General features: G+C 59.5%; 20 protein-coding genes. 4 read left to right on the top strand and 16 right to left on the bottom strand.

Features of this window, described 5'->3' with window-relative positions:
- Window positions 1-95 precede the first annotated feature (95 nt).
- The 3 genes from F3J36_RS01875 to cho all read left to right on the top strand — a co-directional run bounded on the left by F3J36_RS01875 (window position 96) and on the right by cho (window position 3,203).
- Window positions 96-1,286, top strand: a complete 1,191-nt coding sequence (locus F3J36_RS01875) for a multidrug effflux MFS transporter (protein WP_058785642.1) — start codon at window positions 96-98, stop codon at window positions 1,284-1,286.
- 117 nt (window positions 1,287-1,403) lie between these two features.
- On the top strand, window positions 1,404-2,231 hold the full coding sequence (gene nadE / locus F3J36_RS01870) for an ammonia-dependent NAD(+) synthetase (protein WP_021506261.1): 828 nt from the start codon (window positions 1,404-1,406) through the stop codon (window positions 2,229-2,231).
- A 111-nt stretch (window positions 2,232-2,342) separates the two neighbouring features.
- On the top strand, window positions 2,343-3,203 hold the full coding sequence (gene cho, locus F3J36_RS01865; protein ID WP_088515872.1) for an excinuclease Cho: 861 nt from the start codon (window positions 2,343-2,345) through the stop codon (window positions 3,201-3,203).
- A gap of 78 nt (window positions 3,204-3,281) precedes the next feature.
- On the opposite strand, the gene spy is transcribed toward cho, so the two are convergent.
- From spy to F3J36_RS01835, 6 genes are all read right to left on the bottom strand, one after another.
- Entirely contained in the window at window positions 3,282-3,776 is a 495-nt protein-coding gene (spy, locus tag F3J36_RS01860; protein ID WP_021506263.1) for an ATP-independent periplasmic protein-refolding chaperone Spy, read from the bottom strand.
- A gap of 321 nt (window positions 3,777-4,097) precedes the next feature.
- A complete protein-coding gene (astE, locus tag F3J36_RS01855; protein WP_166718728.1) occupies window positions 4,098-5,093 on the bottom strand; it encodes a succinylglutamate desuccinylase in 996 nt (331 codons plus the stop codon).
- A gap of 45 nt (window positions 5,094-5,138) precedes the next feature.
- Complete coding sequence (gene astB / locus F3J36_RS01850) at window positions 5,139-6,467, bottom strand: N-succinylarginine dihydrolase (protein ID WP_166718727.1); 1,329 nt, start codon at window positions 6,465-6,467, stop codon at window positions 5,139-5,141.
- Window positions 6,464-7,933: a succinylglutamate-semialdehyde dehydrogenase gene (gene astD / locus F3J36_RS01845; protein WP_166718726.1), complete on the bottom strand. Its 1,470-nt coding sequence runs from the start codon at window positions 7,931-7,933 to the stop codon at window positions 6,464-6,466. Before astD ends, astB begins: the two co-directional genes overlap by 4 nt.
- Window positions 7,930-8,961, bottom strand: coding sequence for an arginine N-succinyltransferase (gene astA / locus F3J36_RS01840; RefSeq protein ID WP_058785638.1), 1,032 nt, complete (start codon window positions 8,959-8,961; stop codon window positions 7,930-7,932). Before astA ends, astD begins: the two co-directional genes overlap by 4 nt.
- Entirely contained in the window at window positions 8,958-10,178 is a 1,221-nt protein-coding gene (locus tag F3J36_RS01835) for an aspartate aminotransferase family protein (RefSeq protein ID WP_058757664.1), read from the bottom strand. Before F3J36_RS01835 ends, astA begins: the two co-directional genes overlap by 4 nt.
- 870 nt (window positions 10,179-11,048) lie before the next feature.
- Between F3J36_RS01835 and F3J36_RS01830 the strand changes: the two genes are divergently transcribed.
- Window positions 11,049-12,137, top strand: coding sequence for a porin (locus F3J36_RS01830; protein ID WP_305848950.1), 1,089 nt, complete (start codon window positions 11,049-11,051; stop codon window positions 12,135-12,137).
- Between the two features lie 93 nt (window positions 12,138-12,230).
- Here the strand turns inward: F3J36_RS01830 and F3J36_RS01825 are convergent, their stop codons facing one another.
- From F3J36_RS01825 to cheA, 10 genes are all read right to left on the bottom strand, one after another.
- The gene (locus F3J36_RS01825) at window positions 12,231-13,670 is read right to left on the bottom strand and encodes a YchO/YchP family invasin (RefSeq protein ID WP_166718725.1); all 1,440 of its coding nucleotides are present in this window, start codon (window positions 13,668-13,670) and stop codon (window positions 12,231-12,233) included.
- 220 nt (window positions 13,671-13,890) lie between these two features.
- Window positions 13,891-14,532 carry a protein phosphatase CheZ gene (gene cheZ / locus F3J36_RS01820; RefSeq protein ID WP_058757663.1) on the bottom strand — a complete coding sequence of 214 codons (642 nt, stop codon included), beginning with the start codon at window positions 14,530-14,532 and terminating at the stop codon, window positions 13,891-13,893.
- Between the two features lie 9 nt (window positions 14,533-14,541).
- Window positions 14,542-14,931, bottom strand: coding sequence for a chemotaxis response regulator CheY (gene cheY, locus F3J36_RS01815; protein WP_021506272.1), 390 nt, complete (start codon window positions 14,929-14,931; stop codon window positions 14,542-14,544).
- Window positions 14,932-14,970: 39 nt separating this feature from the next.
- The gene (locus F3J36_RS01810; RefSeq protein WP_021506273.1) at window positions 14,971-16,020 is read right to left on the bottom strand and encodes a chemotaxis response regulator protein-glutamate methylesterase; all 1,050 of its coding nucleotides are present in this window, start codon (window positions 16,018-16,020) and stop codon (window positions 14,971-14,973) included.
- A complete protein-coding gene (cheR, locus tag F3J36_RS01805; RefSeq protein WP_031279190.1) occupies window positions 16,017-16,892 on the bottom strand; it encodes a protein-glutamate O-methyltransferase CheR in 876 nt (291 codons plus the stop codon). Before cheR ends, F3J36_RS01810 begins: the two co-directional genes overlap by 4 nt.
- 104 nt (window positions 16,893-16,996) lie before the next feature.
- Window positions 16,997-18,676, bottom strand: a complete 1,680-nt coding sequence (locus F3J36_RS01800; protein ID WP_166718724.1) for a methyl-accepting chemotaxis protein — start codon at window positions 18,674-18,676, stop codon at window positions 16,997-16,999.
- A 153-nt stretch (window positions 18,677-18,829) separates the two neighbouring features.
- Window positions 18,830-20,491, bottom strand: a complete 1,662-nt coding sequence (locus F3J36_RS01795; protein WP_166718723.1) for a methyl-accepting chemotaxis protein — start codon at window positions 20,489-20,491, stop codon at window positions 18,830-18,832.
- 173 nt (window positions 20,492-20,664) lie between these two features.
- Window positions 20,665-22,338: a methyl-accepting chemotaxis protein gene (locus tag F3J36_RS01790; RefSeq protein ID WP_166718722.1), complete on the bottom strand. Its 1,674-nt coding sequence runs from the start codon at window positions 22,336-22,338 to the stop codon at window positions 20,665-20,667.
- Window positions 22,339-22,510: 172 nt separating this feature from the next.
- A complete protein-coding gene (gene cheW, locus F3J36_RS01785) occupies window positions 22,511-23,008 on the bottom strand; it encodes a chemotaxis protein CheW (RefSeq protein WP_166718721.1) in 498 nt (165 codons plus the stop codon).
- 22 nt (window positions 23,009-23,030) lie between these two features.
- Window positions 23,031-25,022: a chemotaxis protein CheA gene (gene cheA / locus F3J36_RS01780; protein WP_168714941.1), complete on the bottom strand. Its 1,992-nt coding sequence runs from the start codon at window positions 25,020-25,022 to the stop codon at window positions 23,031-23,033.
- Window position 25,023 lies beyond the last annotated feature (1 nt).

The following is a 25,023-nucleotide window of genomic DNA, read 5'->3' as shown; positions in this document are numbered from 1 at the left end:
GTCAGGATTACGTAAAGATGCTGTGTTGCCGTCACCGGCTCCGTATAATCGCGGCGCAAGATACATCTTAAAGCCAAAAATAACACAGAGGATCAATGACACCTGCACACCCTAACCGGCTGGTTTATGCCATCACGCTCGGCCTGCTCGCCGCGCTCGGGCCGCTTTGTATCGATCTCTATCTGCCTGCCCTGCCTGAACTGGCGCGCGACCTCGGTAGCGAAACCGCCACCGCCCAGCTAAGTCTGACCGCCGGTCTGCTGGGGCTGGGCGCCGGACAGCTGCTGTTTGGTCCGATGAGCGATAAGTTTGGCCGTATTCGTCCGCTGCTGCTGTCGCTGGCGCTGCTGTTCATCGCCTCAATTGGCTGTGCGCTGGCGAAGGATATTCACGCTCTGCTGGTGGCGCGCCTGTTTGAAGGGCTGGCCGGTGCCGGCGGCGCGGTGCTGTCGCGTGCCATTGCCCGCGATATGTATAGCGGCCATGAGCTGACGCGCTTTTTTGCCCTGCTGATGCTGGTGAATGGCCTGGCGCCGATTGGTGCGCCGGTGCTGGGCGGTGCGCTGATGACGGTGCTGAACTGGCGCGGCATCTTTGTAGTGCTGGGCGCGATTGCCGTGCTGCTGATTCTGCTGGCGCGCTGGAAGCTGCGCGAAACCCTGCCGGCCGAACGCCGTAGCCAGGGATCGATCTTCTCCGCCTGGGCGGCGCTCGGCCAGGTCATCACCCACCGGCCGTTTATGGGCTTCTGCCTGACGCAGGGCTTCATGATGTCCGGCATGTTTGCTTATATCGGTGCCTCGCCATTTGTACTGCAGCAGATTTACGGCCTGTCACCGCAGGCGTTCAGCTTGTGCTTTGCGGCGAACGGTATTGGCCTGGTGATTGCTTCCCAGACCAGCGCCCGGCTCTGTCCGCTGTGGGGCGAATATCGCGTGCTGAAGGGCGGCCTGACGCTGGCGTTTGTCGCCTCCAGCTGCCTGCTGCTGGCCGGCGTGAGCGGCGCGCCGCTGCCGCTGGTGCTGGTGGCGCTGTTCTTCACCATCGCCAGTAACGGCGTGATCGCCACCACCGCGTCATCGCTGGCGATGCAGAGCCAGGGCCACCGCGCCGGCAGCGCCTCGGCGGTGATCGGCGTTGCGATGTTCTCGCTCGGCGCGCTCAGCGTACCAATCACCGGCCTCGGCGGCACCTCGGTAATCAGCATGACGGCTACCATCTTTGGCTGCTTTATGCTGGCCATTGTGATGTTCATGCTGCTGGCGCAGAAACCAAAAAGCGCCTGAATTGCCAACAGAAACACCGGACAACAAGCCGTTCGGCTTGTTGTTTTTCTGCGGAGGCGTTAGCTTTAGCACATGATTCGCATTGTGCCGTCAGGCTACCGACTTGAGGAGAGGTTCATGTCACTGCAGCAGGAAATCATTCAGGCCCTGGGTGTTAAACCGGTTATCGACCCGCAGCAGGAGATCCGCGTCAGCGTCGATTTTCTGAAGTCCTATCTGAAAGCCCATCCGTTTATCAAAACCCTTGTGCTCGGCATCAGCGGCGGTCAGGACTCAACGCTGACCGGCAAGCTGGCGCAGACTGCTATCACTGAACTGCGTGAAGAGACCGGCGATCACGACTACAGCTTTATCGCCGTGCGCCTGCCGTATGGCGTGCAGGCTGACGAGCAGGATTGTCAGGATGCGCTGGCATTCATCCAGCCGGATCGCACGCTGGTGGTCAACATCAAAGAAGCGGTACTGGCCAGCGAGCGCGCGCTGCAGGAGGCGGGCATTGCCCTGTCGGATTTTGTGCGCGGTAACGAGAAAGCGCGCGAACGCATGAAAGCCCAGTACAGCATTGCCGGCATGACCAAAGGCGTCGTGGTCGGCACCGATCACGCCGCAGAAGCGGTGACCGGCTTCTTTACCAAGTACGGCGACGGCGGCAGCGACATCAACCCGATTTTCCGCCTCAACAAGGGCCAGGGCAAACAGCTGCTGAAAGCGCTCGGCTGCCCGGAACACCTCTATCTCAAGCACCCCACCGCCGATCTGGAGGACGATCGTCCCGGTCTGCAGGATGAAGTGGCACTAGGCGTAACCTATCAGCAGATTGATGATTTCCTCGAAGGCAAAACCATCGACGCCGACGCGGCGAAAATCATTGAAGGCTGGTATACCAAAACCGAGCATAAACGTCGTCCGCCGATCACCGTGTTCGACGATTTCTGGAAGAAGTAATTCCTGTGGCTTCCCGCTCCCCCGGCGGGAAGCCTGCCTCTTCACACCCCCGCTGGCGGGAAAACGCGCACGCTGATATACTGTATGCACAACCAGTAAGCGGAGCGTTCTTTGGTCAGACGAGCAAACCGCCATCGCCTCGAATTTGATGCGGCGGCTATCTATCAATATCCCGAACATCTGCGTCAGTGGCTGGAAGGCTTGCCTAATCAGCCGGGCGTTTACACTTTCCACGGTGATAACGACAACCTGCCGCTGTACATCGGCAAGAGTATCAACCTGCGCAGCCGGGTGATGGCCCATTTTCGCACGGCGGATGAAGCCAGCATGCTGCGCCAGGCGCGCCGCGTCAGCTGGATCCCCACCGCCGGGGACGTGGGCGCACAGCTGCTCGAAGCGCAGATGATCAAAACGCAGCAGCCGCTGTTCAATAAGCGCCTGCGCAAAAACCGCCAGCTGTGCTCGCTGCAGTTGGGCGACGGCGCACCGCAGGTGGTGTACGCGCGCGATCTCGATTTCTCCTCCTCGCCTGACCTGTACGGGCTATTCCGCAGCCGCTTTGCCGCGTTAGAGAAACTGAAAAGCCTTGCCGATGAGCTGCGCCTGTGTCACGGCCTGCTGGGATTAGAGCGCCTGCAGCCGGGACGCGGCTGTTTCCGCGCGGCGCTTAAACGCTGTGCCGGTGCCTGCTGCGGGGCGGAACCGCTGGCGGCGCATCAGGAGCGCCTGCTGGCAGGGCTGGAGCAGCTGCGCGTGGTGTGCTGGCCGTGGCAGGGCCCGGTGGGTATGGTGGAGCGCGGGACGGAGATGACGCAGATTCACGTCATCGATCACTGGTTCTGGCTGGGATCGGTCAGCAGTGAGCAGGAAGCGCGTCAGCTGCAGCGTGCGCGTCACGGCTTCGACCATGACGGCTACAAAATTCTCTGCCGACCGCTGCTGTCCGGCGTTTATCCGCTGATTGAGCTATAACGCAAAACCGCCGACGCTGCCCAAAGCAGCGTGTGCCATGGACAACGTCGGCGGTCTCAAACCGGTGAGCTAAACGGCTTATTCGCCATCAGCCGGCGGTGGCGGCATTTTACCGTCATGCGGGCCTTTTTCTGTCAGACGTTTCTCAAAGTTGGCGTTGTACTGCTTCTTCTGGTCTGGCGTCAGCACGTTATAGATCTTGTTCTGGGTTTCCAGCATCTTCAGCGCATGCTCTTTCGCATTGGCGCTCATTTTGTCTGCCTGCGCTTCTGCTTTGGCACGGTCAAAGGTGTCGGATGCGATGATGCTGTGGTTAGCACGACGCTCTTCCAGCGATGGACGCTTCATGTCTTTATGGCTGTCACGCAGGATGTCGCGAATCTGGGTTTTCTGCGCGTCGGTCAGGTTGAGGTCTTTGAACATCATGTCCATGCCGTGGTGGCGCATCGGCTTGTGCATCGGTTTTTCACTGCCCGCTGGCGGCGGCGTCAGGTTGTCAGCCGCAGCATGGACGATATTGGCGGCGCCGAAAGCCATTGCGGTAGCCAGAAACAGGGAGGTCAGTTTACGCATAATATTGTCCTTACTTTTCAGTTTAATGACGACAGCCTGTGTCGCGTCTTCGGAAACAAGCATACGACGCTGAACGTCAACTACTCAGAGGCTGAGTAAAGCCCTGCAAGCATAAAAGACAGTTATCGGGCAATCATGGAGAGATTGCGAAGAAATGCGTGAGGAATTGCAAAAGAGTATGACGATCAAGGGGAAAGCGCAGGAATTAAGGAGGAGTGTAATGGCTTTGTCGGTTTTGCGGAAGGGAAAATGTCGTTAATTTGCTCACCCGTGACCTCTCCCGTCACAGGGAGAGGAGGGATTGCCGGGTAAAGCTTTCGATTACAACTCCAGCGCCTGGGTCTGCTCACTTTCCTCTACCAGCATCAGCCCGGCGCGCAGGCCCGGTGCCACGTTGGGATTGGGGAACAGCACATATTCACGCGCCTGCTGCACGTAATAGCGCCGCTCACCCTCTTCTGCCAGCAGCGTGCCCTGCGGGAAAGCCGTGAAGTTGAGGGTTTCCGGGCCCATATGCAGAACAAACTGCTCGCCGTGCCGGGTGATTTGCTGCGCCACGCGGTAATGGCGCGGCGTCTCGCGCACCGGCGGCAGCGCCTCACCGTACAGCAGCGCCGCCAGCGCACGCTGCACGCCGCTGAACTGAGTGAGATCGTTCTCGCCAAACGGCAGCGCCTTTCCCAGCTCCAGCGTACAGCTGGCTGCCGCGTAGTGTTCACAGCTGAAGTGGGTGAAGGTGCCGCCCGGCGCACGGTGAAACACCAGCGCCTCCAGCTCGGCCGCTGCCAGCCAGTGTAAAAAATCTGCTGGCCACGGCTGGCTGTTGAGCGGCATCACGCCAAAGCGCGTATGCCACGAACCGCGAATCGCGGTGTGCAAATCGAGATGCCAGCGAATTTCGTGATCGAGGCACTCGCACCAGAATTTTTCCAGCGCCTGCTCCAGTTGCAGCGCACGCTGCGCCTCCGGCACGTCGGCTACCTGTTGCCAGCGGCCACCGAACAGCCGGTTGATATCATAATGCTGGTAGCGTTTGCCGCTGCGCAGCGCCGCCGGGTTGCCGAGGATCACCAGCAGGCGCACGGCCAGCGGTTTTTCCCCCTGCAGCAGCGGCGTCAGCAACAGGTTGAGGATCTCCACCGGGGCGGTCTCGTTGCCGTGAATCCCGGCGGAGAGGACCAGCGCCTGCTGCGTGGGCGTATGCGGTGTCAGGGATAGTATGCCCTCATCATGCCACTGCCAGTGCAGGTGGGCGTTACTGCCCTGCCGCTGCGCGGGCGGCCTGCCTGACAGGGTTTGCTGTAAAAAGTCCTGCATGTTCACTCCTTTCTGACACAGGGGGCAACACATTTGCCCCCGGCGTTAACGCTGAAACGCGTAGACACTGCCTAAGTCTAGCAGCTGTGTCAGCTCGTCCAGCGCGCTTCGCCCTTCGCTCAGCAGCTGCGGATCGGCCAGATCGGCCTGCGTCAGGCGGTCGCGATAGTGACGATCCACCCAGTCATTCAGACGCGTAAACAGGCGATCGTTCATCAGAACCGCCGGATTGACGGCCTGACGCTCCGCCTCGGTTAACACCACGCGCAGACGCAGACAAGCCGGTCCGCCGCCGTTGCACATGCTCTCACGCAGATCAAACACCTGCAGCGCACGAATCGGGCCGCCGCTCTCCACCAGCTCGCTCAGGTAGCGCCACACGCCGGGATGCTGGCGCGACTCTTCCGGCAGCACCAGCCGCATGCCGCCGTCCGGATGCTGCAGCAGCTGGCTGTTAAACAGATAGGTGTTCACCGCATCGGCCACTGACACGCGATCGCGCGGCACCACAACCGGCTGGAAGCCCGGCACCTGATCCGCCAGCTGTTGCAGCAGCTGGGGCTGGTCGACAAACGCTTCTTCGTGGCAGAAAAACACCTGCTGATTGCTGACGGCGATTACGTCGTTGTGGAACACCCCCTGATCGATCACCGCCGGATTTTGCTGAGCAAACAGCGTGCGCGCGTCATCCAGCTGATGCAGTCTCGCCACCGCCGCGCTGGCTTCACGCGTCTGGCGCGCCGGATAGCGCGCCGGTGCGCTGCCCTGCTGCTGGCCGTCGCGGCCGTAGACAAACAGCTGCACGCCGGGCGCGCCATAGTCAGCGCCGAAGCGGTTATGGTTGGCTGCGCCTTCGTCACCAAACAGCGCCACCTGCGGCAGCGCGTCGTGTACGCTGAAGTGGCGGCCATCGCGGAAGATGGCGCGCAGCAGGTCGGCGGTTTCCGGCGCTTCAATCGCCCGGTGAAACTTATTGTTGAGGTTAGCAACGGTCAAATGCACTTTGCCGTCGGCGCTGTCGGCCGATGGCGAAACCGTGGCCGCATTGGCCACCCACATCGCCGACGCCGAACTGGCCGCTGACAGCAACTGCGGTGCCTGCCGGGCTGCTTTGGCCAGCACCTGCGCATCGCTGCCGCTGAATCCCAGCTGGCGCAGCAGCGGCAGGTTGGGCCGCTCGTGCGGAGGGATAACGCCCTGCACATAGCCCATGTCGGCCAGCGCCTTCATTTTCAGCAGCCCCTGTTTGGCCGCCAGCCGCGGATTGGAGGGCTGCAGCTGATTGCGCGTGGAGGCTTCGTTGCCAAACGACAGGCCAGCGTAGTGGTGCGTCAGGCCGACCAGACCATCAAAGTTTGCTTCAAACGCCTTCATGATGTCGCTCCTGAAGCAGCAAAATCGAGCCCTGGCGACAGGCTGCCCGGCAGCGCTAAGCTGCTGCTCTCCAGCGAGGCCATTGGCCAGGCGCAGTAATCTGCCGCGTACCAGGCGCTGGCACGGTGATTACCGGAGGCGCCCACGCCGCCAAACGGTGCCGAACTGGCGGCGCCGGTCAGCGGTTTATTCCAGTTCACGATGCCGGCGCGCGCTTCCAGCAGCAGCTGATCAAACTGGTCACGCTGTGGTGACACCAGCCCGCACGACAATCCGTAGCGCGTGTCGTTGGCGAGGCCAATCGCCTGCGCGTAATGATCGTAGCGGATGACCTGCAGCAGCGGTCCGAACACCTCTTCGTCAGGCAGTCCGGCGACGCCGGTCATGTCGATGATGCCGGGCGTGATAATCGCGCTGTCGCGATCCGGCCAGCGCATCGCCAGCAGCACCTTGCCACCCAACTCAACCCGCTGCTGCCAGGCGGCGAAGATCTGCCCGGCGGCGGCGGGCGAAATCACGCTGCCCATAAACGGCTGCGGTTCGGCGTCCCACGCTGCCGGCCTGAGGCGCGCACTCACCTCGACCAGACGCTGCAGGAAGGCATCGCCCGCCGCACCGCGTTTCACTAGCAAACGACGCGCGCAGGTGCAGCGCTGGCCGGCGGTAATGAACGCCGACTGAATGGCGATATGCACCGCGCCATCGATGTCGGCCGGATCTTCCACAATCAGCGCATTGTTGCCGCCCATCTCCAGCGCCAGCATTTTCTCCGGCTGTCCGGCGAACTGGCGATGCAGGTGATAGCCGGTGGCCGCGCTACCGGTAAACAGCAGGCCGTCAATCTGCTCCGCCTGCGCCAGCGCCTGGCCGGTATCGCGTCCGCCCTGTAACAGCGCCAGCGTACCCGCCGGCAGGCCCGCTTCCTGCCACAGCTGCACGGTTTTCTCTGCGGTGGCGGGGGTCAGTTCGCTCGGTTTAAACAACACGCAGTTGCCCGCCAGCAGCGCCGGCACGATATGTCCGTTTGGCAGATGGCCGGGGAAGTTATACGGGCCGAACACCGCCAGCACGCCGTGCGGCCGGTGGCGCAGTGAACTCTCACCTTCGGCCTGCTCGCCGGTGCGGGTGTGATAAGCCTTAATCGAAATGGCCACTTTATTGATCATCGCCTGCACTTCGGTCAGCGTTTCCCAGCGCGGTTTGCCGGTCTCACGTGCGATGATCGCCGCCAGCTCGGTTTTATCCCGCTCCAGCAGACGAGCAAAATCCTCTACCCGCGCCTGGCGGGCAGCAAACGGCAGACGTGCCCATGCCGGGAACGCCGCGCGAGCCGCCTCACAGGCCGCCGCCACCTGCGCAGCAGAAGCGGCGTTACCCTGCCATAAGATCTCGCCACTCACCGGATTGTGTTTACTCAGCGTCTCCGCGCTGCCCGGCTGCCATTCACCGTTGATAAAATGCGTCATGCGTTATTCTCCTCGCGACCCAGGGTAACCACCCGCAGCGAATCGCCATAGTCGCAGCGCAGCGCGGTGCGCTGCTGCTGATTAATCAGAACCTGACCGGATGCGATATCGACCGGCAGCAGCGCCACGCGGAACTGCTGATAGTCGCAGTTCGCCACCAGACACAGCGGCCAGTGCGCCTCGGCTTCGCCTTCGCTGGCGGTCAGCACTTTGCTCTTGCGGATGGCGCGGATGCGGTCGATCTCACACTCCAGCGTCGGGCCGCCGTCAAAGATGTCGATATAGTTAAGATAGCGGAAACCCTCGGCTTCCAGCACCGCGCGCGCCGGCGCGGTTTTCGGGTGGACTTCACCAATCACCTGCTGTGCCGCTTCCGACAGATAGTGGATATACAGCGGATGCTTGGGCATCAGTTCTGCGATAAAAGCTTTTTGCCCGGTGCCGCTGAGAAAATCGGCCTGGCGAAACTCCATGGAGAAGAAACGGCTGCCCACGCTATCCCAGAATGGCGAATGTCCCTGCTCGTCGCTGACGCCGCGCATCTCCGCAACCACGTGCTTCATGAAGCGCTCGCGGAAATTCGCCATAAACAGAAAGCGCGACTTGGACAGCAGATGGCCATTTTTTCCGTCGCGGTAGTCAGGATCGAGGAACAGCGTGCACAGTTCGCTGCTGCCGGTGTGATCGTTACTCAGCGACAGCGTCGGCAAACTGGCGTAAACGTTCAGCTCTTTCGAGGCGTGTACCTGGGTACCGACGCGGAAGTTGTACCAGGGATCCTGCAAACCTACCGCCACTTCAATGGCGCAGATGCCGACGGCGCGATTGTCACTGCTATCCGCCAGCACAAACACGTAGCCCTGTTCAGCGCGCGGCAGCGCGTCCTGCCAGGTTTGCAGCGAGCGCTCAATGCGCGCCTTCAGCGTCTCGCTGTCAGCGGGCAGCGAGGTCAGACCGCCGCCGGTTTTCCCCGCCAGCGCCAGCAGTTGCGGCAAATCGTCACGTTCGACGGGGCGGATCACCATCATGATGTGGCTCCTTTGAGCACGCGTGCGCAGGCGCGTTCGAAGCGCGCCAGCCCTTCTTTTACTTCACGCTCGCTGATGTTCAGCGCCGGCGCAAAGCGCACCACGCTGGCACCGGCGATCAGTACCATCACGCCCTCTTCCGCCGCCGTCAGGTTGAACTGTTTGGCTTTACCGGCAAAATCGTCATTCAGCACCGCGCCAATCAGCAGGCCCAGGCCGCGAATCTCTTTAAACACCGGCAGCCGCTGGTTGATCTCCTGCAGCGCCGTGACAAACCACTGATGCCGCTCGGCAACGCCAGCCATAAACTCAGGCTGATTGATCAGCTCCAGCACTTTACCGGCCACCGCCCCGGCCAGCGGGTTGCCGCCGTAGGTGGTGCCGTGCGTGCCGACGCCCATCACCTGCGCCAGATCTTCACGCGTCAGCATCGCACCGATGGGGAAGCCGCCGCCCAGCGCTTTGGCGGTGCTCAGCACATCCGGCGTGACGCCGTAATGCATATAGGCATACAGCGAGCCGGTACGGCCGACGCCGCTCTGCACTTCATCAAAAATCAGCAGCGCCTGATGGCGGTCGCACAATTCGCGCAGTCCGCGCAGGAACGCTGGATCGGCCGGTAATACACCGCCCTCGCCCTGAATCGGCTCGACGATGACCGCGCAGGTCTGGTCATTAATTAAGGCCGCCGCCGAGGCCAGATCGTTAAAGGTGGCATGCTGAATGGCTGGCGGTAACGGGGCGAAATCGCGCGAATAGGCGGGCTGTCCGCCGGCTGAAACGGTGAATAGGGTACGGCCGTGGAAGGCATTGGTGAAGGCGACGATACCGTTTTTTTCGGCGCCGAAACGGTCGTGCGCCACTTTACGCGCCAGCTTCAGCGCGGCCTCATTGGCTTCCGCCCCGGAGTTACAGAAGAACACGCGGTCGGCAAAGGTGGCATCAATCAGCTGCTTCGCCAGGCGCAGAATCGGTTCGTTGGTGTAGCCGTTGCCGGTGTGCCACAGTTTACCGGCCTGCTCGGTCAGTGCCTGCTGCAGCGCGGGATGGGCATGGCCAAGCGCGTTCACCGCGATGCCACCGGCAAAATCGATGTACTCTTTGCCCTGCTGATCCCACAGCGTAGAACCTTCGGCACGCACCGGCACAAAAGCCGCAGGGGCATAAACCGGCATCATCCATTGATCGAAATCGTGACGTGAAACCTGCAGTGACATAGCCATTTCTCCTGCCTCACTTCGGGTGAAGCTTTTGTTTTAAAATTGTTAAAAGTTGCTGAGTTGCAGCTCGACTATAGAGTGCAGTTAACGTGCCAGCCAGAGGAAAAAATGCATAAATCAGGTTCGGCAACGAAATATCAATAAGTTACACCCTTTCGCTATGCACATTTAATGCATAAAAAGTGAATAACCATCCGATGACAGCGGCACCGTAGTAATTTGTTTAGCGGATTTATGCATTCGCAAAATGAAATATTGCTTTTGTGATCGCACAGCAGATATTTCGCCAAAATGAGGCGTCTGCTGCGCCATTTTGGGGCGCGCTGCGCTCAGCGGGTGCAAGTGACAGCCCGGTTCAGGCATCGGCGTGGTGCAGGTCGGTCGCTTATTAGTAACAACTGATTAACTTATTCTGACTACCCTGTGCCAGGCTGGCCGGTAATTAGTCGTATTAAAGATCGGGATATTATTTAGCCTGAAATAAACCGACACAGTGCGTCAATGCGGATAATTTACGGCGTGACTATCAGCCTGCTTTGATTCATAAGCATTGAACTTTAAGGCATAGGCTTGTGCTATTTAAGGCAATAAAGCGCTATTTTCATTAAGTCATACCCTTCTTAGTTTAATCATTATTTATCAATAATATAAATATTAATCGTCGATTAAACGCTCACTCAATCATGATAAGTAAAAGCGATTCACATTTCCGAATAATGGAATTGGCGTATAAAAATCGCACAAATAGCCAATAAGAAATTATTTGTTACAACTATTGCACTACTGATCTTTATCCTTTTGTGTCATTTTCTTGTCACCCCACCAGGGGCTTAAAAAATTAAAAAATAACACAGGGTAAAAATATAAATGATGAAGCGCACTTTACTGGCAGCAGTCATGCCATTGCTGCTGGGATTTTCTGTGGCTCAGGCCGCTGAAATCTATAATAAGGATGGTAACAAGCTGGATCTGGTCGGCAAAATTAACGTGTCGCACCTGTTCTCCGATGACACCACCAATGATGGTGATACCTCATCGTATGTCCGTATCGGTTTTAAGGGCGAAACCAAAATTACCGATCAGCTGACCGGCTACGGTTTCTGGCAATCGCAGTTCAGCCTGCGTAACACGGAAGGTGCCGATGCGCAGGCCGGTAACAAAACCCGCCTCGGCTATGCGGGTCTGAAGTTCGCGCAGTTTGGTTCGATCGACTATGGCCGTAACTATGGTCTGATTTATGACGTGCTGGGCTATACCGATATGCTGCCTTTCTTCGGCGGTGATTCCGGTTATGTCGATGCTTTCCTGTCCGGTCGCTCCACCGGCGTGCTGACCTGGCGTAACAAAGATTTCTTCGGTCTGGTTAAAGGCTGGAACGTCGCAGCGCAGTACGAAGGCAAGAACGAGCGCAGCGACAGCGCGGCAACGCCAAACCTGGCGGTACGCCGCTCCAACAGTGATGGTTTCGCCCTTTCCACCTCGTATGATACCGACTTTGGCCTGAGCGCGGTTGCCGCCTATGCCAGCCTCAATCGCGTCAGCGCGCAAAACCTTGCCACCTACGGCAGAGGTGATAAAGCCGAACACTGGGAAACCGGGGTGAAATATGATGCTAACCAGCTCTATCTGGCGACCATCTACGGCGAATCCCACAACGCTACGCCAATCGGTAACATCGGGTTCGCCAACAAAGCGGTGAATTTTGAAGCCGTGGCGCAGTATCAGTTCCTGAACGGTTTCCGTCCGTCGCTGGGCTACGTGAGCTCAAAGGGCAAAAATATTGAAAACGTCGGCGACGCCTGGCTGTTCAAATACGCGTCCGTGGGTGCCACCTACTACTTCAACAAGAACATGTCGGTCTACAGCGAATACCGCATCAACCTGCTGAAAGATGACAACGCGCTGCGCCTGAAAACCGACGATATTACCGCGGTAGGTCTGGTGTACCAGTTCTGATGATGATTTACCCTCATGGCATCCCGGCAAGTGTCGGCTGAGGATGCAGCAAAGGGCAGCTCCGGCTGCCCTTTTTCTCTGGTGCCGCGCTGATTATGGTGCCAGCAGGTCGAAGCGGTTTTCGCCCCCCTGATCCAGCATCACCGGCGGCTGCACCTGCAGCGTAATCCAGTTGGAAGTCACGCGATTTTGCTTGCTGTCCTCCAGCGTCACCGACAGGCGATAACTGTTGTTCGCCTCAGGCGACGCATCCCACGCGGGCATAATAATACTCCAGCCCTGCGGGTCGTTGGGATCGGCTCCCGGCGTCAGGCTCAGCGCCTGCGTATCGCCCTGCCAGCTGACTTTACTGATTGGATGTGCACTGCGGATCTGCAGTTTCAGCGGCAAACTCTCGCCCGCATTGAGCTGCCACGGCGGCGTGGCGAGGAATACCGACAGGGTTTTACGCTGGCGGAACTCCAGCACCGGCGTATTGCTGCGCGTGACCAAATCATAGCGACTACCGCGCAGCGAACGCGCGGCGGCGACGTTATCCGGATTGAGCTGCTGACTGAGCGCCACGCCAAAACGGTAATTAAGACGTAAGCCGAGCTGATCCTGGCTCTCGCCTTCATTACTGGTTTTGTGGCTGGCCGATACGGTGACCAGCGGCACTGGCGTGTAGGAGACGCCCAGCGTCAGCGCTGAAGGATTGTGGTAGCTATTGCCGGAATTAAACAGATCGACATTGTTGCCGAGATACTGCTGCCAGCTGACCGACACGCCCAGCTGGCGGTAAAACGGCAGATAGCCCTGAGTGGTGACATCATACCCGCGCGCCAGCCGTTGCTGCTGGAACGGGTTGCGATTGCGCCAGCCGGACAGCGGCGTGTAGTAGTTGGCGGATAAGCGCAGGTAGTCGCTCCAGGCCTCGGTGCCCAGCGAAGCGCGCTGCAAGCCGCTGTCAAACAGCCGATCAACGAAGCCGTTATAGCCCAGCAGCCAGCTGCCGGCCACCCAGCGCTGTCCCAGCCCGGCATTGCCCACCAGCCCGTCATCAGTCTGGTGCACGCCCAGCTGGCTGAACGTGAGGTAATTGTAGCGATCGGCCCATGGCGTCAGCAGCGAAGCCCCGCTGCCGCTGAAGTTGCCCTCCATATCGACGTTGAGATCGATCTGTGCCTGGCCATAAGGCGACAGCAGCGACTGCCCTTCATCCGCCACCCGGGTGGCAACCTCATCACGAAAATGGTTAAACGCCCAGATTCCGGCCTGCTGACCCAGCGTGGTATCGCTGTCGCTGTTCTGGCTGGCCTCGCCGATGCTTTTGGCAATGCCCGCCAGCTTTTTACTGAACGCCGACGTATCGTCCTGATAGCCCAGCGCCGGTAATTCATCAGCGATTTTCTGGAAACGTGCCGGATCGGCAAACGGTGTGGCGGAGACGTCGCTGTTGTCAGTGAAGGCCTGCGCAGGCGCAACGGCCGCCAGTACAGGGGCCCCTAAAGTTACAGCAGCGAAAATTTTGCGGGTCAGAACCAATGGCAGCATAGCAAAAGAGTAGTCGTTTCAGTTTAGAATTTGAAGTAGCTCACAAAACTGTACGAGGTTACCTTAACATATCCTCGCGCCAACGTAGGACTTGTCTTGCTATGTTTCAGAATTTACGCCACCCGCGGGCATGCAGGGCGATCAGACGGGAAACCGCGTCGTGCGTTCCCCTCTCCCGGGCGGGAGAGGGTTCGGATGCGGGTTGAATACCCGATCAGCATTAAAAACCTAAACTGTCCAGCAGGTCGTCAACCTGGTCCTGGCTGGAAACCACACCTGGCGCGTTAGCATGGATCTGCGGACCGTTCAGCAGGCTGTTGCCCTCTTTACGTGCCGCCGCATTGGCTTCCGGCATGTTCTCCAGCAGTACCATCAGCAGCTGGCGTTCGATCTCCTGGATCACATCCATCATGCGCTTGATTACCTGACCGGTCAGGTCCTGGAAATCCTGCGCCATCATGATTTCCAGCAGCTGCTTGTTGGTGTACGCCGTGTGAGACGGAACGTCGTCAAGGAACTGGCGCGTATCCGAAACCAACTCGCGTGCATCCGCCAGCTCGATCGGGTTTTCAAACCAGGCATCCCAGCGGCCTTTCAGCTGGGTGGCGCCGGCTTCCATCTGGTCCTGGTGTGGCTGCGCCGCTTCCACACAGTTCAGCGCACGTTCCGCTGCCTGTGCGGTCATCTGCACCACATAATCCAGACGGTCACGCGCGTCCGGAATCGCTTCTGCCGCTTCGGCAATGGCCTGATCCAGCCCCAGTTCGCGCAGGCTGTCACGCAGCATACGTGTCAGAGAGCCAATCCGGGCAATAATCTCGTGTGCCGAAGCTTCTTCAGTTGGTTTCGGAAGGTCGCTCATCACATCTCCTTACATACCCAGTTTTTCGAAGATTTTGCCCAACTTCTCTTCCAGCGTGGCGGCGGTGAAAGGCTTCACCACGTAACCGCTGGCACCGGCCTGCGCGGCGGCGATGATGTTCTCTTTCTTGGCTTCGGCGGTCACCATCAGCACCGGCAGTTTGCCCAGCGTGGCGTCGGCACGAATGGTCTGCAGCAGTTCCAGACCGTCCATGTTCGGCATGTTCCAGTCAGAGATAACGAAATCGAAGCCGCCTGCACGCAGTTTGGTCAGGGCGTCGACGCCATCCTCGGCCTCTTCCACGTTATTGAATCCCAGCTCTTTCAGCAGGTTACGGACGATACGACGCATCGTGTTGAAGTCGTCCACTACCAAAAAGCGCATATTTTTATCAGCCATATCTACTCCTGTGTTGTCTTGTCCGGCAGGACCGGCTCGTTAAATTCGCAATGCCTGTCCGGCGCTAATTTTGGCCAGCATATGCTGGCTGATGTGGCCCAGATCGACCACTTCACTGGTGCCGCCCATCGCTATCGCTTCGCGCGGCATACCAAATACCACACAGCTGGCTTCATCCTGGGCGATGGTCCACGCGCCGGCGCGGTGCATTTCCAGCATCCCGGCCGCGCCGTCGTTGCCCATGCCGGTCAGAATGACCCCCACTGCATTTCGCCCGGCGTTGACCGCGACCGAGCGGAACAGGACGTCCACCGACGGTTTATGGCGGTTCACCGGCGGTCCGTCGTTCAGTTTCACCACGTAGTTGGCACCGCTGCGCGCCAGCTCCATGTGCATCGCGCCCGGCGCGATATAGGCGTGGCCGGGCAAAATACGCTCGCCGTCTTCCGCCTCTTTTACGGTGATCTGGCACAGCTTGTTCAGCCGCTCGGCAAACGAGCGGGTAAAACCGGGCGGCATATGCTGCGTAATCAGCAGCGCCGGACTGGTGGCCGGCAGCGGCTGCAGCACATGGCGAATCGCCTCGGTGCCGCCGGTTGAAGAGCCGATAGCAATCAACTTTTCACTGCTCAGCAGCGGTCCCGCTTTCAGCATCACCGGCTGCGGCGTGGCGGCACGCGCATGCAGTTTGGCGCGCGCGGCGGCGCGAATCTTGTCGGCGATCATCTGGCTGTAGGCCAGCATGCCTTCACGGATGCCGAGCTGCGGCTTGGTGACGAAATCCACCGCGCCTAACTCCAGCGCACGCAGCGTCACTTCCGATCCTTTACCGGTCAGCGACGAAACCATCACCACCGGCATCGGCCGCAGGCGCATCAGTTTTTCGAGGAAGTCGAGGCCATCCATGCGTGGCATTTCGACATCCAGCGTCAGCACCTGCGGGTTGTACTGTTTGATCAAATCCCGCGCTACCAGCGGGTCCGGCGCCGTCGCGACCATCTCCATATCGGGATGGCTGTTGATGATCTCCGTCATCAACTGGCGCATCAGCGCGGAATCATCCACGCACATCACGGTGATTTTGCTCATCGTCTTTCCTTGGTCAGTCCATAGACAGTCTGTCCACGCAGCCAGAACTCTTTACTGATCTGACTGAAGTTTTCCGAATGCCCGGCAAACAGCAGACCGCCCGGCTTCAGCAGGGGGACAAAACGGCGCAGAATTTGTTCCTGCGTCTCTTTATCGAAATAGATCATCACGTTACGACAGAAAATCGCGTCGAACGGCCCCGGCAACGCCCAGTCGTGCGCCAGTAAATTGAGCTGCGCATAGTTCACCATGTTGGCCAGCTCGCTGCGCACGCGCACCATACCGGCGTGCGGGCCGGTGCCGCGCAGGAAGAAGCGCTGCAGCTGCGACTGCGATAAGGTGCGCAGCTCCTCCTGGCGATAAACGCCCGCTACCGCTTTCTCCAGCACCTGGGTATCAATATCACTGGCATGGACGGAAAATTTCCCTGGTCCGGTGCCCAGCGTTTCCGCCAGCGTCATGGCAATCGAGTACGGCTCTTCACCGGTTGAGGCGGCGGTGCTCCACACGCTGTAGTTGCCGCTGCGTTTGCGCGCATGCTCTGCCAGAATCGGGAAGTGGTGCGCCTCACGGAAAAATGAGGTCAGGTTGGTGGTCAGTGCGTTAATAAACGCCTGCCACTCAGCACTGTTCGGGTCCTGCTCCAGCAGCGCCAGATAGCGACCAAAATCATCAATATTCAGCATGCGCAGCCGACGTACCAGACGGTTGTAAACCATCTCGCGTTTGTGGTCGGCCAGCACGATGCCCGCGCGCTGATAGATCAGCTGGCTGATACGACGAAAATGTGTATCGGAAAGCGGCAGGCGCTGCACCATTTGTGAGAGCAGCGTCGTGGCTTCATTTTGATCCAATAACGTCGATTTCTTCATTTCGGGTCACCCGGCAACAAACTGATTAAATTGTGATACTGCGGTTGCTACTGTGCTGCCAGTGCACACCATTCACACGGGCCGCCCTGCGGCGGCCACAAGGGTTAAAAGGTTTCCCAGTTATCGTCAGCGCCACGAGCTCCTGCCGCTTGCGCCAGCGCCTGCGGTGCAGACGGACGCGCATTTTTTGGCGCTGTAGTTACGTTAACGGCCTGGGCGACAAATTCTTTACCAATATTGAACACCGCCACCGACTGTTTCAGTCGGCTGGCCTGATCTTCCAGCGCCGCTGCCGCCGTCGCGGACTCTTCCACCAGCGCGGCGTTCTGCTGGGTGACGCGGTCCATCTCGTTCACCGCCAGGCCAACCTGGTCGATACCGCGGCTCTGCTCATCGGAAGCCGAGGCGATTTCGCCCATGATGTCGGTCACGCGGGTCACCGCGTTGACGATCTCGCTCATGGTTTCGCCCGCGCTCTCTACCAGCACCGAGCCGGTATTGACGCGGCTGACCGAATCTTCAATCAGGCCTTTGATCTCCTTCGCCGCCTGCGCGCTGCGCTGGGCCAGACTGCGCACCTCGCCCGCGACCACGGCGAAACCACGCCCCTGCTCACCGGCGCGTGCCGCTTCCACCGCAGCGTTCAGCGCGAGGATATTGGTCTGGAAGGCGATACCGTCAATCACGCTGGTGATATCGGCAATCTTCTTCGAGCTGCCGGCGATGTCCTTCATGGTGCTGACCACGCCATCGACCACTTTGCCGCCCTGCTGCGCCGTTTCGGACGCGTTCAGCGCCAGCTGCGACGCCTGACGGGCGTTTTCCGCGTTCTGCTTCACGGTAGCGGTCAACTGCTCCATGCTGGCCGCGGTCTGCTCCAGCGATGCTGCCTGCTGTTCGGTACGCGAAGAGAGATCGTTGTTGCCCATGGCGATTTCGCTGGCGCCGGTGTAGATGGCGTCCGAACCGTCGCGCACGATGCGTACGGTGCGCGCCAGCTCCTGCTGCATGTGCTGCAGCGAACTGAGCAGGTCGCCCATTTCGTTGCGCACGCTGAGATCGACCGGCTGCGTCAGATCGCCGCGCGCAATATGGCGGATGTGCTCAATGCTCTGCTGCAGCGGACGGATCAGCGCCGTACGCATGCCGCTCCACACCAGCGCAATCACCAGCAGCGTCACCAGCAGCGTACCGACCACCAGCATAATCGCGTGTTGGTAAGCGCTCTCGTTGGCGTCAATACCCTGTTTTGCCAGCACAATGTTGTAGGCGAGCCAGGCGTTGTAATCCTTTTCAAATTTGTCCTGAAAACCCTGCGTTGGCTGATCGACAAAGCCTTTAAAGTTACCGGCACTGAGAAAATCAATCAGCTCGGCCAGCGCCCCGCGAAACGCGTTGTAGTTGGCCTGCAGCGTCAGCACGTTCTCCGCGCTTTTGCCCTTTTCCGACAGGTTAGCGTTGAACTCGGCAAAGCTCTGATCGGCGGTTTTCAGCTCCGTATTGGCCAGCGCCACCAGATCTTTTACCGTGGCACCGGAGCCAGCCTGCTGACTGTCCAGCAGATAGCGGATACCGGCACGGTTCAGCGTGTTACGCGCCTGTACCAGCGAAACCCATGAGGTGCCCATCGCCCGCTGCAGGGTGCTAAGACGTTGGTTGTACGCAAAATTATCTTTATCGGCTTTCACCGTTGAAAAAAACATTCCTCCGGAAAACAGCTGCAGTAAGGCAAATAACGCCAGCACGCACAGCAGGCCGGATACCACTCGAACACGACTAAACATAAACACCTCATTAATTGGCGGATCGCTGGTGTTATCGGCGCGCAGGCGCGGATCTTTATGTGAGGTGAAAGGGGTAAGACCAGCAGCAAACCGGGGAAGGGCCAGCCACGTGACCCTCTCCTGCGGCGGGAGAGGGGACGATTCAGGCAGTGATTAAAACGTTTCCCAGTTTCCTTCACTCACCGGGGCCGTAGCGGCTTTACGCACCGCCGGCGGTGTCGTGGTCAGCGAAGGACGCACAGGGGCCGCTGCCGACGCGCGCGGAATGCGGAACACCGACACCGACTGGCTCAGGCGGCTGGCCTGCTCCTCCAGCGAGGCCGCGGCGGCGGCCGACTCTTCTACCAGCGAGGCGTTCTGCTGCGTGACGCGGTCCATCTCGGTCACCGCCTGGCCCACCTGGTCGATGCCACGGCTCTGCTCATCCGAGGCCGAAGCGATTTCGCCCATGATGTCAGTCACGCGCGTCACCGCACCGACGATATCCTGCATGGTGTCACCCGCGGTACCGACCAGCTGCGAACCGGCATTAACCCGGCTGACCGAATCGTCAATCAGTCCTTTGATCTCCTTCGCCGCCTGCGCGCTGCGCTGCGCCAGGTTACGCACCTCGCCCGCTACCACGGCAAAACCACGGCCCTGCTCACCGGCGCGCGCCGCTTCGACCGCCGCGTTAAGCGCCAGGATGTTGGTCTGGAAGGCAATGCCGTCGATCACGCTGGTGATATCCGCGATCTTCTTCGAACTGCCGGCGATGTCATGCATGGTGCGCACCACGCCTTCGACCACGTCGCCACCTTTGCGTGCGGTCTCCGACGCGCTGAGCGCCAGCTGCGAGGCCTGTCGGGCGTTCTCGGCGTTCTGCTTCACCGTGGCGGTGAGCTGCTCCATGCTGGCCGCGGTCTGCTCCAGCGACGCCGCCTGCTGCTCGGTGCGCGCCGAGAGATCGTTGTTACCGGCGGAGATTTCGCTGGCGCCGGTAAAGATGGCGTCCGAACCGTCACGTACGTTGCCGACGGTGTGCACCAGCGACTGCTGCATCTCATGCAGACTGCTGGCCAGCTGGCTCATTTCGTTACGCCCTTCAACGGTGATGGTCTGTGTCAGATCGCCTGCGGCGATATGGCGAATGTGACCGAGCAACTGATGCAGCGGCTGAATCAGCACCGTGCGCAGGCCAAACCAGCAGGCGACGATTACCGCAATCACCATCACTGCGACAATCGCCAGCAGCCACATCATGGTGTGGAAGGCACGCTGGTTCTGCGCCACGCCCTCAGCGGCTAAAGCACTCTGCGCGCTGCGCCACTCTTCATAGGTGGCTTTCATTTTGACCTGTTTGGCTTCAATGTTCTGATCAAACATGCCCTGCAGATCGTTGGCTTTCAGCCGGGCCAGCATCGCCTTCAGGCCGTTATTGAACGCGGCATAATCCGCTTCCAGCCGGTCGCGCAGCGCATCAGACAGTCCTGGCGTCGCTGGCAAATCGTAATAACGCTGATAGTGGCCGGCCGCGGTGTCGAGCTGTTTCTCCGTCTGCGCGATCAGTGCGTTAAGCTGACCGCCGTTGGTCTGTGACGCCATGCTGCCCTGCATGCGCAGCATGGCGCGGTTGAGCACGGTACGGGTTTGATTGAGTTCAATCCAGGCATCGGACATGGCAGCGACGTTATTACTTGACGTTTGTGCCACAGCAAACGCCTCTTTATCTTTTTGTAATGCCGACCAGAACAGCCCGCCGGACAGTAATTGCATAGCACCGAACACCAGCAGGACGGCGATCAGGCTGGTGACGACGTTGATTCGTTTTAACATAGTGTCTCCAAAAAGGGGGGTTGCGCCCTGTTTATCGACCGCTGCGCTGAATATTTGAGAGGGTTTACCGGACTTTACGAGGGATAATGCTGAATTAAAGCTTTTTTACAGCGTTTTATAAGTAAAGAAAGCAGGAGATGAGGGAGCGGCGCGTTGTCCGCTCCCGTTTCAGCTTAGAACGTTTCCCAGTTGGCGTCGCTGACCGGCGCGGTCAGCGCTTTGCGTGGCGCACTGGCCTGCGGGGGGGCGATCTGCGGATGGCGCACGCCCGTGCTGCTGGCAGGCTGAGCGCCTCGTGGAATGCGGAACACCGCCACCGACTGGCTGAGACGGCTGGCCTGCTCCTCCAGCGAGGCCGCCGCCGCCGCCGACTCTTCCACCAGCGAGGCGTTCTGCTGCGTGACGCGGTCCATCTCGGTCACCGCCTGGCCGACCTGATCGATACCGCGACTCTGCTCGTCTGACGCCGAAGCGATCTCGCCCATGATGTCGGTGACGCGCGTCACCGCATTGACGATTTCGCCCATGGTATTGCCCGCCGTGCCGACCAGCTGTGAGCCGCTGTCAACGCGACGCACCGAGTCTTCAATCAGCCCTTTGATCTCCTTCGCCGCCTGCGCGCTGCGCTGGGCAAGGTTGCGCACTTCACCGGCCACCACCGCGAAGCCGCGGCCCTGTTCCCCGGCGCGCGCCGCTTCGACAGCGGCGTTGAGCGCAAGGATGTTGGTCTGGAAAGCGATACCGTCAATCACGCTGGTAATGTCGGCAATCTTCTTCGAACTGCCGGCAATATCGTGCATGGTGCGCACCACGCCTTCCACCACTTCTCCGCCTTTCTGCGCGGTTTCCGATGCGCTGAGCGCCAGCTGCGAGGCCTGCCGCGCGTTCTCGGCGTTCTGCTTCACCGTGGCGGTGAGCTGCTCCATGCTGGCCGCAGTCTGCTCCAGCGACGCCGCCTGCTGTTCGGTACGCGCCGAGAGATCGTTATTGCCGGCGGAGATTTCGCTGGCCCCGGTAAAAATGGCGTCCGAGCCGTCGCGCACGTTGCTGACGGTGCGCACCAGTGCCTGCTGCATCTCCTGCAGCTTGCTCGCCAGCTGGCTCATTTCATTACGTCCTTCGACAGTGATGGTCTGGGTTAAATCGCCCTGCGCAATGTGTTCAATGTGCTGGATGCTGTCGTTGAGCGGCTTAATCAGCACCTTACGCAGGCCGAACCAGCACAGCACGATCACGCCCACCACCAGCGCCAGTACCAGCCCCAGCAGCCACATCATGTGCTCGTAAGCGGCACTGTTCGCCGCCACGCCTGCCGCCGTCAGACGATCCTGATCGGCGCGCCATTGGGTGTAGTTTTCCAGAAAGGCACTTTGCGTCGGAGCCACCGGTACTTTGCCGGCTGCGGCGGTATCGTTGTGCTGCAGTACCTGCTGCATCTCAGCCAGCGCGCTGGCGTAAGCTTTATAGGTCTGCTCCAGCTGCTGGTTGAGCTGCAGGTTCTGGCCCGGCGTGTCCGGCGTGTTTTTAAACAGGGTGAATTTGTCCTGCGCCGTCTGCTGGAACGTCCTGCTCTGCCCGAACAGCGTACTGATGTCAGCTTCGGTGCCGGTCAGTTTACTGGTGGCAATACGCAGCTGGATGCGCGTCAGGATCACGCGGCTTTGGTTAAGGCTCATGTAAGCATCATTGATGGCGGCAATGTTTTTGCTCGCCAGCTGAGAGGTATTGAAACTTTTTTTGTCGTCACTCAGCGCTTTAAAAAACAGCGAGCCGGAAGCCAGCTGCAGTACGCCAAACACCAACAACACCAGCAACAGGCTGGTCACAACGCGGATTTTCGTAAACATAGTTTGCCCTGGGAAATGAAGAAAAATCGTGCAATACAGTTATCGACCTGGCGGCGGGAATATTGAGCGAGGGCAGGAAATATTTGTGGGCTTTGCTATTGATTTATAACGGTTTAATAAAGAATGTAATAGTCACGGGCCGCATCAGCGACCCGTGACTCTCTGCGAACGATTATGCGCTACGCAGCGTATCTACCAGCGCCATCTCTTCACTGCTCAGCAGTTTTTCGATGTCGACCAGAATCAGCATACGCTCGCCCAGCGCACCGAGACCGGTGAGGTACTCGGTCGACATGGTGACGGCAAATTCCGGTGCCGGACGGATCTGATCCTGCGTCAGCGACAGCACGTCAGACACGCCATCCACCACGATGCCGACCACGCGATGCTCAAGATTCAGCACGATCACCACGGTGTTTTCGTTGTACTCCACGTCCGGCTGCGAGAACTTCACGCGCAGGTCGATAATCGGCACAATCACGCCACGCAGGTTAGTCACGCCCTTGATGAACTCCGGCGTGTTAGCGATTCGCGTTACCTGATCGTAACCACGAATCTCCTGCACTTTAAGGATATCGATGCCGTACTCTTCGTCACCGAGGGTGAGAACCAGGAACTCCTGGCCGACGGTTTCGCCGGCGATTTTCGTCACGGTTGCCATGTCAGTCATTTTTTTACCCTTTCGTTATCTGTTACGCTGCGGCACCGGCCACACGCTTCTCACGGTTCAATGATTGCAGTGCCGATACGTCGACAATCAGCGCAACGCTGCCATCGCCGAGGATGGTGGCGGCGGAAATGCCCGGCACTTTGCGGTAGTTGCTTTCCAGGTTCTTCACCACCACCTGATGCTGACCAATCAGCTGATCGACCAGCAGCGCATAGCGACGTCCTGCGCTCTGCAGGATCACCACGATGCCCTGCGTGGCGTCGGTTTTGGCGTTCTGCACGTCAAACACGTTCCACAGCTCAACCAGCGGCAGGTACTCGCCGCGCACTTCCAGTACGCGCTCGCCACCGGCCAGCGGTTTCAGCTCTTCAGCCGTGGGCTGCAGTGACTCCATCACCGCGTTCAGCGGCAGGATGAACACTTCGTCTGCCACGCGCACCGACATCCCGTCGAGGATCGCCAGCGTCAGCGGCAGCAGAATGCGAATGGTGGTGCCTTTGCCCTGCTTCGAGGAGATTTCGACGTGACCGCCCATCTCCTGGATATTACGTTTCACCACGTCCATGCCGACGCCGCGGCCTGATACGTCGGTCACCTGTTCGGCGGTCGAGAAGCCTGGCGCGAAGATCAACATGCCGACTTCTTCATCGCTCATGCTGTCGCTGACCGGCAGGCCGGACGAGAGCGCTTTCGCCAGGATACGTTCACGGTTGAGGCCGGCACCGTCATCGATCACTTCGATGCAGATGTTGCCGCCCTGGTGTTCCGCGGACAGCGTCAGATTGCCGACCGCCGTTTTGCTGGCGGCCAGCCGTTTTTCCGGGGTTTCGATGCCGTGGTCGAGGCTGTTACGCACCAGGTGCGTTAACGGATCGATGATGCGTTCAATCAGGCTCTTATCCAGTTCGGTTGAGCTGCCGAGCAGCGTCAGTTCAACCTCTTTGCCCAGCTTGCTGGCCAGATCGCGCACCAGACGCGGGAAGCGGCTGAACACGTACTCCATCGGCATCATACGAATCGACATCACCGATTCCTGCAGGTCGCGGGCGTTACGCTCCAGCTGACCCATGCTGTTGAGCAGGTCACCATGTGCCACCGGATCCAGCGCACCAGAGCGCTGCGCCAGCATTGACTGGGTAATCACCAGCTCGCCGACCAGGTTGATCAGCTGGTCAACTTTTTCCACCGCCACGCGAATACTGCTGGATTCGCTGCTTTTGGCGGGCGCGGCGGCACGCTTGCTCTCACGCTTCACCGCCGGGGTAATGTCGGTGACGGTCGCCGTTTGCTGCACCGGCGCTGCGGCTTCGGCCTCAGCGACTGGCGCGGCGGCAACGGCGGCGGGTGCGGCGTCCTGCGGGAACTGAATCTGCGCTTCATCAATCACGAAACACAGCACCGCCACGATATCGTCTTTGCCGACTCCGTCGATGGTGGCTTCCAGCGAGCTGGCGCCTTTCACCACATCGGTCAGGGTGCCGAGGTTGCCCAGCTCTTCCAGCAGCAGATCCGGCTCTTTCTCTTTCAGATTGATCAGCTGCAGGCGCAGGCCGCTGCTGGCGGGCGCGGCAGGTGCTGCCACGTCGGCGAGCGCCACCACCGGTGCGGCGGCTTGCGGGGCTATTCCTTTGGCTTCCAGCGCCAGCTGGCGCAGGGCTTCACAGATGTAGTTAAAGCTTTCTGCGTTTGGCTCCTGCGCGGTTTTATAGGCATCGAGCTGTTCCTGCATAATATCTTTGGTTTCCAAAAACAGGTTGATGATGTCGGTGCTGAGCTGCATTTCGCCACGGCGCGCACCATCCAGAATGTTTTCCAAGATGTGGGTGGTTTCCTGTAAAACCGTAAAGCCAAACGTACCGGCTCCGCCCTTAATGGAGTGGGCGGCGCGGAAGATGGCATTCAACTGCTCGGAATCGGGCTCCTGGGGATCCAGTCCCAACAGGTGTTGCTCCATATCCGCTAACAGCTCATCGGCTTCATCAAAAAACGTCTGGTAAAAATCGCTGATGTCCATG

Origin of the sequence: Pantoea sp. Cy-640, from assembly GCF_011752635.1 — a bacterium.
GTDB classification, from domain to species: domain Bacteria; phylum Pseudomonadota; class Gammaproteobacteria; order Enterobacterales; family Enterobacteriaceae; genus Pantoea; species Pantoea dispersa.
Note: the sequence above shows the minus strand (reverse complement) of the source record. Positions and strands in the feature narration are given on the sequence as shown.